This is a genomic window from Winogradskyella sp. A2, from assembly GCF_046762865.1.
GTDB lineage: Bacteria > Bacteroidota > Bacteroidia > Flavobacteriales > Flavobacteriaceae > Winogradskyella.
Genome location: NZ_JBKQXM010000007.1, coordinates 18,027 through 30,785, shown reverse-complemented (window position 1 = coordinate 30,785; position 12,759 = coordinate 18,027). Strand labels below are relative to the sequence as shown.

General features: G+C 32.0%; 13 protein-coding genes. 8 read left to right on the top strand and 5 right to left on the bottom strand.

The window, feature by feature from the left end; genetic code table 11:
• Positions 1-25 precede the first annotated feature (25 nt).
• From ACFWV9_RS13285 to ACFWV9_RS13275, 3 genes are read left to right on the top strand one after another with little or no spacing between them, the layout of a single operon-like run.
• A complete protein-coding gene (locus tag ACFWV9_RS13285) occupies positions 26-565 on the top strand; it encodes an RNA methyltransferase (RefSeq protein WP_411895719.1) in 540 nt (179 codons plus the stop codon).
• Between the two features lie 2 nt (positions 566-567).
• Complete coding sequence (locus tag ACFWV9_RS13280) at positions 568-1,014, top strand: hypothetical protein (protein WP_411895718.1); 447 nt, start codon at positions 568-570, stop codon at positions 1,012-1,014.
• Positions 1,014-1,670: a methyltransferase gene (locus ACFWV9_RS13275; RefSeq protein ID WP_411895717.1), complete on the top strand. Its 657-nt coding sequence runs from the start codon at positions 1,014-1,016 to the stop codon at positions 1,668-1,670. The genes ACFWV9_RS13280 and ACFWV9_RS13275 overlap by 1 nt, the downstream gene beginning before the upstream one ends.
• Here ACFWV9_RS13275 and folK read toward each other — a convergent pair.
• Positions 1,667-2,794, bottom strand: a complete 1,128-nt coding sequence (folK, locus tag ACFWV9_RS13270; RefSeq protein WP_411895716.1) for a 2-amino-4-hydroxy-6-hydroxymethyldihydropteridine diphosphokinase — start codon at positions 2,792-2,794, stop codon at positions 1,667-1,669. The genes ACFWV9_RS13275 and folK overlap by 4 nt on opposite strands.
• Positions 2,795-2,865: 71 nt before the next feature.
• Here folK and ACFWV9_RS13265 point away from each other — a divergent pair, with 71 nt between their 5' ends.
• The 4 genes from ACFWV9_RS13265 (at position 2,866) to rpsU (ending at position 7,573) form a co-directional block, all read left to right on the top strand.
• Complete coding sequence (locus ACFWV9_RS13265; RefSeq protein WP_411895715.1) at positions 2,866-3,570, top strand: queuosine precursor transporter; 705 nt, start codon at positions 2,866-2,868, stop codon at positions 3,568-3,570.
• A 92-nt stretch (positions 3,571-3,662) separates the two neighbouring features.
• Complete coding sequence (locus ACFWV9_RS13260) at positions 3,663-6,329, top strand: AsmA-like C-terminal region-containing protein (protein WP_411895714.1); 2,667 nt, start codon at positions 3,663-3,665, stop codon at positions 6,327-6,329.
• Between the two features lie 112 nt (positions 6,330-6,441).
• Positions 6,442-7,305: an RNA polymerase sigma factor RpoD/SigA gene (locus ACFWV9_RS13255; protein WP_411895713.1), complete on the top strand. Its 864-nt coding sequence runs from the start codon at positions 6,442-6,444 to the stop codon at positions 7,303-7,305.
• Between the two features lie 73 nt (positions 7,306-7,378).
• Positions 7,379-7,573 carry a 30S ribosomal protein S21 gene (rpsU, locus tag ACFWV9_RS13250; RefSeq protein WP_114299265.1) on the top strand — a complete coding sequence of 65 codons (195 nt, stop codon included), beginning with the start codon at positions 7,379-7,381 and terminating at the stop codon, positions 7,571-7,573.
• A gap of 153 nt (positions 7,574-7,726) precedes the next feature.
• Here rpsU and ACFWV9_RS13245 read toward each other — a convergent pair whose 3' ends face one another.
• Complete coding sequence (locus ACFWV9_RS13245) at positions 7,727-7,987, bottom strand: hypothetical protein (protein ID WP_411895712.1); 261 nt, start codon at positions 7,985-7,987, stop codon at positions 7,727-7,729.
• Between the two features lie 91 nt (positions 7,988-8,078).
• Positions 8,079-8,870, bottom strand: a complete 792-nt coding sequence (locus ACFWV9_RS13240) for a DUF2797 domain-containing protein (RefSeq protein ID WP_411895711.1) — start codon at positions 8,868-8,870, stop codon at positions 8,079-8,081.
• A gap of 132 nt (positions 8,871-9,002) precedes the next feature.
• Here ACFWV9_RS13240 and ACFWV9_RS13235 point away from each other — a divergent pair, with 132 nt between their 5' ends.
• Positions 9,003-10,523, top strand: coding sequence for a GH3 auxin-responsive promoter family protein (locus tag ACFWV9_RS13235; protein ID WP_411895710.1), 1,521 nt, complete (start codon positions 9,003-9,005; stop codon positions 10,521-10,523).
• Positions 10,524-10,792: 269 nt separating this feature from the next.
• Here the strand turns inward: ACFWV9_RS13235 and clpX are convergent, their stop codons facing one another.
• Both clpX and clpP read right to left on the bottom strand, forming a co-directional pair.
• Positions 10,793-12,022 carry an ATP-dependent Clp protease ATP-binding subunit ClpX gene (gene clpX, locus ACFWV9_RS13230; protein WP_411895709.1) on the bottom strand — a complete coding sequence of 410 codons (1,230 nt, stop codon included), beginning with the start codon at positions 12,020-12,022 and terminating at the stop codon, positions 10,793-10,795.
• 43 nt (positions 12,023-12,065) lie between these two features.
• Complete coding sequence (gene clpP, locus ACFWV9_RS13225) at positions 12,066-12,740, bottom strand: ATP-dependent Clp endopeptidase proteolytic subunit ClpP (protein ID WP_411895708.1); 675 nt, start codon at positions 12,738-12,740, stop codon at positions 12,066-12,068.
• Positions 12,741-12,759 lie beyond the last annotated feature (19 nt).

Below are 12,759 nucleotides of genomic sequence, written 5' to 3'. Positions count from 1 at the left end.
TCTACAAAAAGACCGAGATTTCAACATGCGGAAGCTAAAAAACGACGAATTAGATCGATTGGACATTTCAGAATTTAAACTAGCTGAAAAGTCGCCAATTATTATTGTTTTGGATAATATTAGAAGTTTAAACAATATTGGCTCTGTATTTAGAACAAGTGATGCCTTTTTAATTGAAAAGATTTACCTCTGTGGCATAACGGCTAAACCACCTCACAACGACATTCGTAAAACAGCCCTGGGCAGCACAGAAACTGTGGATTGGGAATACTTTGAAAACACATTAGATGTTATTAATAACTTGAAATCTGAAGACGTGCAAATTTGCTCGATTGAGCAAGCCGAAAACGCCACAATGCTAAATGATTTTGCACCTCAACCTAATACTAAATATGCTTTTGTTTTTGGGAATGAAGTCAAAGGTGTAGACCAAAATGTGGTAGATGTCTGTGATGTGGTTATTGAAATTCCTCAATATGGTACTAAACACTCATTAAATATTTCAGTAAGTGCTGGTGTTGTTGTTTGGGATGTCTTCACAAAAATTAAAAGTTTAAAATCTTGAATATGACAAACAAAAAAATATTTTCAATTTCGTTAGCCGTAGTAGGCATAGTTGTAATTCTATTTTCTACGGGATCATCAATCTTGACTTATGATTTATTTGGAATCCCAGCAGGTAACCTCATTCTTTGGGTTGGTTTTATATCCCTTCAATTCGTAGTCTATAGCTTTCACAAAGGTTTTAAGGCGAGCAATTCAATATTAGGTAAATTGATTCGGAATTTGATGCACTTGCTAATCGGTGTTTCAATTTTGTGGTTTGGTATTGCATTTCTACTATCTGGAAATTTTAATTTTGATTTCAGTTCTAGTGCTACGGGATATCTCGGTAGTCCAAAAGCATCTATCCTTTACTGGAATATTATATATGTATTGATTGTGGCACCAGTAGTTCTGATGATTTTGTATTCGCTATTACGCTATTTCGAGCGCCTTAAAAACACTAAATAATGTCTTCCAATAAACGCCCTTGGCCAACAAAAGATGCCATGCAACAGATTTATGAGCAACATTTTTGGGGCGGAAAAGACTATGATTTTTATTCTGGCGAAGGCTCACATCAACCAGAAATTATTAAGCCCTATTTTGAAGTTGTTTCAGGTTTTTTAAAATCTCATAAGAACAAACTAACGGTTTGTGACTTGGGCTGTGGTGATTTTAATATTGGCAAACATCTTTTTGAATACACACAAAAATACATTGCTGTTGATATTGTTGAAAGCCTGATATTGAGGAACATTGAAATATTTAAGGCAAATAATTTAGAGTTTCATTGTTTAGATATTTCAAAAGACGAGTTACCAAAAGCAGATTGTATCATTTTAAAGCAAGTATTGCAGCATTTATCAAATGAAGAAATAAAATCTATTGTCAAAAAGCTTTCAAATTATAAGTATATGATTCTTACAGAGCATCTTCCAATGGGTAATTTCACACCAAATAAAAACAAAATTGCCAGTCAAGGTATACGCTTAAAACAAAATAGTGGTGTTGATCTGTTGGCTGAGCCTTTTAATTTGAAAGTGAAATCAACAACAGTTCTTGATGAATTTATTCTAAACCAAAATAAAGGCAAAATTGTAACTACTATAATTGAACTGCATTAATGGTTTATCTCATTTAACAACCACAGATAATCTTCTCGCTTCTTTATAAAATCACGATCTGAAATATCAATGATTTTCACATTCAATTCGGTTTGGTTTCTTAAAAAACTGAGGTAACCTGAATTGATCTTTTCGAGATATTCATCTTGAATCTCCTTCTCATACTTGCGACCACGTTTTTTAATGTTCTCTTGAAGTCGTTCTGTGTTTTGATAGAGATACACATACAAATCTGGTCTTGCTATATCCTTATATACCTGATAAAACAATTTACGATACAATCTAAACTCATCTTCTGGCAAGGTCACTTTAGAAAATATGAGCGATTTATGTACATCGTAATCGCTCACCATAAAATCTTTAAATAGATCTAACTGCGATAAATCATCACTAATTTGTTGGTAACGGTCCGCTAAAAAAGACATTTCTAAGGTAAAAGCATAGCGCTCTGGTTCCTTATAGAACTTTGGTAAAAAAGGATTGTCTGCAAAACGTTCCAAAATGAGTTTTGCATTGAAATCATCTGAAATCTTAGTAGCTAAGCTTGTTTTGCCTGCACCAATATTACCTTCAATTGCAATGAAATTATATTCACTGAACTTATAAATTTTCTTAGGATTCTTTAGCCAAATTTTAATTGGTTCAATTTCAGAATCGTCTGTACATTCTTCCATGAGCTCCTCAACTGACCTGCTCATTTTTGGGTGTTTAATATCCATTGCAATATCAAGCAATGGCTGTAAGACAAACTTGCGTTTGTGCATTTCAGGATGAGGAATAACAAGACTTTTCTCATCAACGATTTCATCTTCGTAGAACAAAATATCCAAATCGATTTCACGCGACTCATAACCCTTAGAAGTCGGTTTTTTGCGTCCTAAATCCTTTTCAATCCTTAGAAGTTGTTTTAAGAGCTTCTTTGGTTTTAATTCGGTTTTAACCAGAATACAAGCGTTATAAAAATCATCACCTTCAAAACCGAAAGCCGCTGTATTATATACTTTAGAAATTTTTACTATTGTACCAATGGTCTCATAAATAGCATCGACAGCATCTTGCAAGTTTTGCAATTTTATACCTTTATTACTACCTAATCCTATATATACTGACTTTGCTAATATCATGGAGAAAGCAAATTAACTAAAAGATATATTAATAGATTATCTTTGGGTGAACAATTTATCGACAATTTTAAATGCAACTAAAAGACAAGCTTTTAGCACAGCGTATCTACTTATTGTTAGGTGCGCTTTTTATAACCTCACTTGTAGTTTCTAACTTAATTTTTCAGAAGTTTTTTTATTGGTATCCTGTAGATATAGAAATTTTTGGAAATAACCTGTTTGAAATTTCTGTTGGTATTTTACCTTATCCTATTACCTTTTTAATTACTGATTTAATCAGTGAAATTTATGGGAGAAAGCGTGCAAACGACGTTGTTGTTGCAGGTATTTTTGCATCATTATTTTCTGTCGGTATCATCTTAGTAGCAGATGCCGTGCCAGCTTTAGACAATTCTCCTTTAGATGATGAAACTTTTAAATTTGTTTTTAGTAAAACTATTATTGCAGTAGGTTCTAGCATGTTTGCTTATTTATTTGCGCAATTTATTGATATTCGAATTTATCATTTCTGGAAAAACTTAACTCAAGGAAAGCATCTGTGGTTAAGAAATAACTTCTCTACTTGGGTGTCTCAGTTTATAGATACCTTTTCGATTATAAGCTTATTATGTTATTTCGAGGTTTTACCATGGTCTAGCTTTAAAGGTCTTTTAATAAGCGGGTTTTTGTTTAAAGTATTAGTTGCCTTTTTTGACACACCATTTCTTTACCTCGGTGTTTATCTATTTAGAAAACGATTTAATTTGAAAGTAAACGAAGAAATTGACCTTCTCTAAGTGTTACTGAATAATTAAAATCTTTAAAAGTTTATTAAAGGCACAACTATTGTCATATACATTACGTATAATTCTATAGACACTATATCCTTATGAAGAAATTTTTAAAAATTATTGGAATTATTTTACTCATATTCATTGCCATATTAATAGCTATTCCATTTGTTTTAGAATCTAAAATAGATACCATTGTTCAAAATTATGCTGATGAAAATTTAAATGCCAATTTAAGTTTTGATGATATAAGTCTTAGCCTTATCAGTAGTTTTCCAAAAGCAGAAGTTAATGTAGAGAATTTAAAAATTACTAACAGAGCACCATTTAAAGATGAAACGTTTGCGACCGCAAAATCTATTTCATTTGAAATGCCAATAGGTCAGTTACTCAGTAGCACAAATGAACCTTTAGCGGTAAATGAAATTATAGCTAACGAGTTACTTTTAACTTTAATAACCAATAAAAATGGTACGGTTAATTATGATATAGTAAAAGAAAATGAAGGTGCAAATACATCTACTGAAACTACTTCTACAAATTTCAGTTTTGACATAGAACACTACGAAATCAACAACAGTGCATTAACATATATCGATGAAGAATCCGACATGCAGTTTCATGCTACCGGAATCAATCATTTTGGTAATGGGATATTTTCAGGTGAACTTTCAGAATTAAAAACTGAAACCGAAGCTAAAATTAGCCTAAGCATTGATAGCACATCCTATTTAAAAAATAATACAATAAAACTAGATGCACTCATAGACCTAGATTTAGAAAATGATAAGTACACCTTTAAAGAAAACAAAGGATTTATTAATGCCTTGCCTTTAGAATTTGACGGGTTCGTGAAATTAGTAGAAGAAGGGCAACATATTGATATTAGTTTTAAAAACCCAGAATCTTCTTTTAAGCACTTCTTAGCTGTAATTCCTCAAGACTATGCAAAAAATATTGAAGACGTAAACACCACTGGGAATTTCACTGTTGATGGTAAAATTAAAGGTTTAGTTTCTGATGAAACGATTCCGATGTTAGATATAAATATGCGATCTGATAATGCCTCGTTTAAATATCCTAATTTACCTAAGCGTGTTGATAATATTAAGATTGATGCATCAATAAAAAACACTAGTGGAAATGCAGATGAGACCTTTGTAGATATAAATACACTCGATTTTAAAATAGACCAAGATGTCTTTAAGTCTGAAGCCTATATAAAAAATCTTACAGGGAATATGTTGGTTAACGCCAACTTAGATGGTGTCTTAAACTTAGCTAATATCACAAAAGCCTATCCTGTTGAATTAGAAAATCAACTCAGCGGTATCATAAAAGGAAAATTGAATACCACTTTTGATATGAATGCCATTGAAACCAATGCCTATCAACGTATTAAAAATAATGGTAGTGTCTCAATTACTGACTTTATATTTTCGTCTGAAGACATAGTAAACCCAATACAAATTAATAAAGCAGATCTTACATTTAAACCAGGTGTAGTTATCTTAAATAGTTTTAACGCATTAACGGGTAAAAGCGATCTCTATGCTACGGGTCAAATAAATAATTTGTTAGGTTTTTTATTAAGTGATAAAAAACTACAAGGTGACTTTAAAGTTACATCGGATAATTTTGTAGTTTCCGATTTTATGGTAGAAGATGAGACAGCTTCAGAATCTTCAAACAAAACCACATCAGATGCAGAATCGTTAAAGATTCCTGATTTTTTGGATTGTTCGATTTATGCGAACGCACAGAATGTGGTCTATGATAATTTAAACTTAAAAAATGTTAGTGGTAAGCTTCGTATAAAAGATCAAAATGCGAATTTGAGTGAGATGACAACCAATTTGTTTGGTGGTAAATTAGGTATAAATGGTAATGTATCAACAAAAGAAGACAAACCAGTTTTTGATATGCAATTAGCTATGCAACAGTTTGATGTCTCCCAGTCTTTTAAAGATTTAGAAATGCTTAAAGCACTTGCACCTATAGCCAAAGTAGTTCAAGGTAAATTGAATTCCACTATTGATGTAAGTGGTTTATTAGATGAAAATTTCTCGCCAGATTTAAGTAACATTTCTGGTAATGCTGTTGGAGAAATATTAACCTCCAATATCGATGTTTCAAAAAGTCCTTTATTAGCTAGTTTAGACAGTAAATTAAATTTTATTGATTTTGATAAACTCGAAAAAGAAATAAAAACAAAACTCAGTTTTGAAAATGGTGAAGTGAATGTAGAACCTTTTACAATTGTATATGAAGATATTCCAATTGAAGTTTCTGGGAAACACAGTTTCACAAACACATTGAATTATAACGCTGTTTTACAGGTACCCGCTAAATACTTAGGAAGCGATGTTAACCGTTTGATAGGTAATATAAATGATTCTGAAGTTGATAAAATCACAATTCCGGTTACCGCAAATATTGATGGTACATTTACAAACCCACAAGTAAAAACGGATTTAACAAGTGCTGTTACCAACTTAACTAAACAACTTGTAGAAATACAAAAAGAAAAACTTACAAATAAGGGAAAAGACAAAGTCAATGAATTACTTGGTGGAATCTTGGGAGGTAATCAAAACGAAACTAAAACAGATTCCACACAGACCAAAACCGATAGCACCAAAACAAATTCAACCGAAAAAACCGTAAAAGAAGGAGTAAAAAATGTACTTGGAGACATCTTTGGCAAAAAGAAGAATAAGCCAAAAGGAGATAAAAAAATTCAAGATTCAACCAAAAACGACTGATTTTTACGTAAAAACCATACATAATTGCCAATTTTTGTTAATTATTGCTGTTTTACTTGCTTTTCTTAATTATTAAGTTATGTTATGGGTTGACTAATTTTAAACTAAATACATGAGGCAATTAAAAATCACCAAGCAGGTAACCAACAGAGAAGACAAATCTTTAGACAAATATCTACAAGATATAAGTAAAATTCCGTTGATTACTGCTGATGAGGAGGTAGAACTAGCGCAAAGGATAAGAAAAGGTGATCAACAAGCATTAGAAAAATTAACCACTGCTAATTTAAGATTTGTGGTTTCTGTTGCAAAGCAATATCAAAATCAAGGATTAAAATTACCTGATTTAATAAATGAAGGTAATGCAGGTTTGGTAAAAGCGGCTAAACGATTTGATGAAACTAGAGGATTCAAGTTTATCTCTTATGCAGTATGGTGGATTAGACAAGCCATTCTTCAAGCCTTAGCTGAGCAATCTAGAATTGTTAGATTACCACTTAATAAAATTGGTACTATAAATAAGATAAACAAAACGTTTTCTCATTTAGAACAGATTCACCAACGGCCACCAAATGCAGAGGAAATAGCAAGGGAATTAGATATCAGTGTTAGAGAAGTAAAACAATCTATGAAAAACTCTGGCCGTCATTTATCAATGGACGCCCCATTAAAACAAGGTGAAGACTTTAGTTTATACGATGTGGTAAGTGCAAGCGAATCACCAAATCCGGATAAAGCATTAATGAAAGCCTCTTTAAATATTGAAATTGAAAGGGCATTAGACACATTAACTCAAAAGGAAAGTGACATCATTAGATTAAATTTTGGAATTGGAGATCAACCAGCAATGACACTTGAAGAAATTGGAAGCATATATGATTTAACTAGAGAGCGTGTGAGACAAATAAGGGAAAAGGGTATTAGAAGATTAAGACATGCTAGTAAGAGTAAAATATTAAAGACCTATTTGGGTTAATTAATTTTTTATTTTCAAATAGTTAACATATATTTGCCGTTCAATTGAGAAACACACAATAAAATATCATTAGATGATAAAGATTGAAATAAAAGAAGGAGAGAATATAGAAAGAGCTCTCAAGCGTTATAAGCGTAAGCATAGAAACGTTCAAATTATGAATAATTTGAAAGAGTCTCGTTATTTTACAAAGCCTTCAGTTAAGAGAAGAAGAGAAATCCAAAAAGCAGAATATATTCAAGGCTTAAGAGATCAGGAAAACATATAATTATATTCCTAAATACAAAAAAAAAGAGCAACAGTAATGTTGCTCTTTTTTTTTGTCAAAATCTGCTCATACTTTAAAATTTCTTGACGTCTCAATCATAGCAATGTTGAAGCTATGTTCTAAATTCATCATTTACTAAGACTTTATAATTTATTATAATCTAAATTTCTCAGATTCGTTTTCTGCACTTACTCCAAAAGGGTCAATTGGTTTGTCCTCATAAAAATGATCAAAAGTTTTATCCGTTTTATAATCATCTCTCAATACCTTATAAACCATAACAACTAAAAATATCTGACCCAAAACCGTTAAATAGAAAACCCATCCGAATGGAAAATCCATTGCCGACATTATGGTTATTGTAATTAATAGTAAAGTTGTAATTGCAATATATAAAAAGGGTGAAGTTTTCATATTTTATATTTTGTTTAAAATTATGTATTAATTGTTAAACAAAATAAATTTTAACGGAATACTAACATCAGTTCATAAGAGTACACGGAGACTATAAACTTAATTCAATTACCAATCCTTCATTGGCTCTTACATTGAACACTGTATTGTCTTCAAAAATTAGATATTGCCCTTTAATACCAGCTAGTTTACCTTGAAATTCTACAGATTTATTAAGATTTAAACTTTTGGGTTTTTCAGGATATCGCATTACTGGAAAATGTAAATGTGTTTCAGTATTATTTTCAATAAAATAATCCTTAGCTTCTTCAGGTATATGATTTTTTAGCTTATTTCGCCATTCAATTAAATTTTCATCCTTTACATCATTCTTCAACATATTTCGCCAATTGGTTTTATCAGCAACATAATCCTTTAATGCAACTTCAGTTATACCAGCAAGGTATCTGTTAGGAACTTCAACAATCTCAATTGCTTCGTGTGCACCTTGATCTATCCATCTAGTCGGTACCTGACTCTTTCTGGTAACTCCAACCTTTACATTACTAGAGTTAGCCAAGTATACAATATGTGGTTGTAATTGCACCTTCTTTTCATATTCTAAATCACGGTCTTCCTTTCCTAGATGGGCCGTACTTAATTCTGGTCGCATTATCCAATCACCAGCAATTGGTTTGTCAAAAAAACAGGTTCTACAAAATCCCTGTCTATAAATTGGTCTATCTAGCCCACAACTTAAGCATTGATGCCCAACCAATTTTATGGAAATCGTTTTATTTAATAATTGATTCATATGAATGAAGTCATTCTCAAATACCAAATAATACTGTATTGGCTCTAAAAACTCCGTTTGCATTTTAGTAAGGACACCTCTATAATTCATAAAAGAATTTATTATTTTTAGCATCTAAGCCTCTATGAAATTAGCATAAAGAACTTTGAAGAAAAAAGATTTAATATTAATTTTCTAATTAAAATAATTAAATCTCGCATTGCGAGTAAAGATAACTAATCCATGCCAATTCCTATTGTAAATTCTATTGCTTCATGGTTTTTAAAAAAGCGATTTCATCAGATTGATTTGTTTTTGAAATATCCTAATGAAGTGCAAAATGAGCTACTTTTTAGCCTTATAAAATTTGCCAAGGATACAGAAATAGGAAAAAAGTATGACTTTGCGTCAATTAAGACTTATAAAGAATTTAGCGAACGTTTACCTATAGTAAATTATGAAAGTCTTCAACCATCAATTGAGCGTTCAAGAAGAGGTGAACAAAATATCTTTTGGCCAAGACCTATAAAATGGTTTGCGAAATCGAGCGGAACAACAAATGCTAAAAGCAAATTTATCCCAGTAAGCAATGAATCTCTGGAGGATTGCCATTATGCAGCCAGTAAGGACTTACTATGCATGTATTTAAATAATAATGAGGATTCTCAATTGTTTACTGGAAAAAGTTTACGATTGGGAGGTAGTAAAGAATTATATAAGGAGAACGGAACTGTTTTTGGGGATTTAAGTGCCATTCTTATTGATAATATGCCTTTTTGGGCTGAGTTTAGTAGCACTCCTAGTAGTAAGGTCTCACTTATGAGTGAGTGGGAAACCAAAATGGCTGCTATTGTTGACGAAACCATTAATGAAAATGTTACAAGTCTTGCTGGTGTTCCGTCCTGGATGATGGTATTATTAAACAATGTTCTAGACAAAACAGGAAAGGACAACTTGTTTGATATTTGGCCAAATCTTGAAGTCTACTTTCATGGTGGTGTAAGTTTTAATCCATACATAGAACAATATCGAGCGATATTACCATCAAAGAATTTTAAATACTACGAAATTTATAATGCCTCCGAAGGATTCTTTGCTATACAAGATCAAAACTATACAGGTGATTTATTATTAATGTTGGATTATGGAATATTTTATGAATTTATTCCAATGAACACTTTTGGTACAAATAATCAGAAAGTTATTCCTCTTAGTGATGTAAAGCTAAATACAAACTATGCACTTATAATAACTACTAATGCAGGATTATGGCGATACAGAATAGGCGATACCATAAGATTTGTAAGCCTAAACCCTCATAGAATAAAGGTGTCTGGTAGAACTAAGCATCATATAAATGCTTTTGGTGAAGAACTAATAATTGAGAATGCCGAAGTTGCACTTAAAAAAGTATGTAAACGCACCAATGCTGAAATTGTAGATTATACAGCAGCTCCAATTTTTATGATAGGAAAAGAAAAAGGAGCACACGAATGGATCATTGAATTTAAGACACCTCCACAGAACACGTCTTATTTTGAAGAATTATTTGATAATGCTCTGAAAGCACTTAACTCAGATTACGAGGCTAAGCGTTATAATAATATGACGCTTAACAAGCCTAAAATTCATTATGCAAGGCAAAACTTGTTTTACGACTGGTTAAAAGAAAACAATAAACTAGGTGGACAGCACAAGGTACCACGGCTTTCTAACACCAGAGATTATGTTGAGGAGCTTCTTAGGCTCAACTCAAATGCATAAGATTAAGCATAATAACCTTTAATCGTTAAAATATGTATAGAATTATCGTACATCGATAATTGCCAATATTTCAACCAATAATTAGTTGATTAAAGACCTTAACCAACTTAAGATTCTATATTCGTACCGAAGAGAAATGACAATGACATTATCTAGTCAACAGAACAATATTGCAAGCAATATTTATTAATCAATCCTAACTAAAAATAAAAACCACAAGATCTTTAATTAGATATTGTGGTTTCTGTTTTTATAAAGGTATAAATGTCTTAAGAAACAGCCTTCAATTTTTTCAATGTAGATTTAGACAACCTATCTTCCGCATATGACTTGGTAACATTTAATTTAGTTTCTCCAGAACCTGGTAAATCAAACATTGCCTCTGTTAAAATTTCTTCACAAAGTGATCTCAAACCACGAGCTCCTAGTTTATATTCTATTGCCTTTCCTACAATATAATTTAGTGCACCTTCAGTGATACTAAATTCTACCTCATCCATTGCAAACAATTTCTTGTATTGCTTAATGATGGCGTTTTTAGGCTCTGTTAGGATTGCTCTTAAAGTATTAGCGTCTAAAGGATCCATATGCGTTAGCACAGGTAACCTTCCGATAATTTCAGGTATCAACCCAAAGTCCTTAAGATCTTTAGGTATAATATATTGAAGGATATTGTCTTGATCAACAGTATCCGTATTAATTGAGCTATAACCAATGGCTTGCATATTAAGACGTTTAGTAATAACACGTTCAATACCGTCAAAAGCACCACCTGCTATGAACAAAATATGTTCTGTATTTACTTCAATAAATTTCTGATCTGGATGTTTGCGACCCCCTTTGGGTGGTACATTGACTATCGTTCCTTCTAAAAGTTTTAATAAAGCTTGTTGCACTCCTTCACCTGAAACATCTCTAGTAATAGAAGGATTATCGCTCTTACGTGCAATTTTATCTATTTCATCAATAAATACAATACCTCTTTGTGCTTTTTCAAGATTATAATCTGCAGATTGCAAAAGTCTAGTTAATATACTCTCTACATCTTCTCCTACATATCCAGCTTCGGTTAAAACTGTTGCATCTACAATTGCCAATGGTACATTTAACATTCTGGCAATAGTTTTTGCCATTAATGTCTTACCCGTACCTGTTTGGCCAACCATAATGATATTACTTTTTTGTATTTCAATATCATCATCCGTTGGTGGTTGCAATAATCTTTTATAGTGATTATATACGGCAACTGACATTACGCGTTTTGTATATTCTTGCCCAATGATATATTCATCTAAAAAAGACTTAATCTCTTTAGGCTTTCTAAGCATTAATTCAGCACTTAACTCTGTATTTCCGCTTTGCTTAGATTCTTCAATAACAATACCATGAGCTTGTTCAATACATCGATCACATATATGTGCGTCTAAACCTGCAATAAGTAAATTTGTTTCTGGCTTTTTCCTTCCGCAAAACGAGCATTCTAATTCTTCTTTTGCCATAATATTAATTCTAGTTAGTAGATTTAGTCGTAAATTATTACAACTACTTGCGTTCTAAAACTTCATCAATCATCCCATAATCTAAAGCTTCGGTAGATTTCATCCAATAATCTCTATCTGAGTCTTTCTCCACTTGCTCATAAGGTTTACCTGAATGATTAGAAATGATGTTGTATAGTTCTTCTTTTACTTTTATGGTTTCTCTTACTGCAATTTCCATATCTGAAACTTGCCCTTGTGTACCACTCATTGGTTGATGAATCATAACCCTAGAGTGCTTAAGCGCAGATCTTTTGCCCTTTTCACCAGCACATAATAATACTGCTGCCATTGAAGCTGCTATACCTGTACAGATTGTAGCAACGTCTGGTTTTATAAACTGCATTGTATCATATATTCCTAAACCAGCATAAACACTACCACCTGGTGAATTGATGTAAATCTGAACATCCTTTGACGCATCAACACTCTGCAAGAATAATAACTGCGCTTGGATAATGTTGGCCACTTGGTCATTAACACCTGTCCCTAAAAATATAATACGATCCATCATTAACCTAGAGAAAACATCCATTGCCACTGCGTTCATCTGACGCTCCTCAATGATATTTGGAGTTAAGTTTGTAGGATACATACTTGTAATAATACTGTCGTAATATGTACTGCTTACACCTTGGTCTTTTATAGCGAATTTTTTAAATTCCTTACCGTAGTTCATATATTTTAATTTGTTTTTT

Bases quoted from the DNA above. Each gene is read 5' to 3' on its own strand.
- rpsU (WP_114299265.1), top strand. From the start codon at position 7,379: ATGATAAAGATTGAAATAAAAGAAGGAGAGAATATAGAAAGAGCTCTC.
- ACFWV9_RS13285 (WP_411895719.1), top strand. From the start codon at position 26: ATGCGGAAGCTAAAAAACGACGAATTAGATCGATTGGACATTTCAGAA.
- ACFWV9_RS13275 (WP_411895717.1), top strand. From the start codon at position 1,014: ATGTCTTCCAATAAACGCCCTTGGCCAACAAAAGATGCCATGCAACAG.
- ACFWV9_RS13240 (WP_411895711.1), bottom strand. From the start codon at position 8,870: ATGAATTATAGAGGTGTCCTTACTAAAATGCAAACGGAGTTTTTAGAG.
- clpP (WP_411895708.1), bottom strand. From the start codon at position 12,740: ATGAACTACGGTAAGGAATTTAAAAAATTCGCTATAAAAGACCAAGGT.
- folK (WP_411895716.1), bottom strand. From the start codon at position 2,794: ATGATATTAGCAAAGTCAGTATATATAGGATTAGGTAGTAATAAAGGT.
- ACFWV9_RS13265 (WP_411895715.1), top strand. From the start codon at position 2,866: ATGCAACTAAAAGACAAGCTTTTAGCACAGCGTATCTACTTATTGTTA.
- ACFWV9_RS13245 (WP_411895712.1), bottom strand. From the start codon at position 7,987: ATGAAAACTTCACCCTTTTTATATATTGCAATTACAACTTTACTATTA.
- clpX (WP_411895709.1), bottom strand. From the start codon at position 12,022: ATGGCAAAAGAAGAATTAGAATGCTCGTTTTGCGGAAGGAAAAAGCCA.
- ACFWV9_RS13255 (WP_411895713.1), top strand. From the start codon at position 6,442: ATGAGGCAATTAAAAATCACCAAGCAGGTAACCAACAGAGAAGACAAA.
- ACFWV9_RS13260 (WP_411895714.1), top strand. From the start codon at position 3,663: ATGAAGAAATTTTTAAAAATTATTGGAATTATTTTACTCATATTCATT.
- ACFWV9_RS13280 (WP_411895718.1), top strand. From the start codon at position 568: ATGACAAACAAAAAAATATTTTCAATTTCGTTAGCCGTAGTAGGCATA.
- ACFWV9_RS13235 (WP_411895710.1), top strand. From the start codon at position 9,003: ATGCCAATTCCTATTGTAAATTCTATTGCTTCATGGTTTTTAAAAAAG.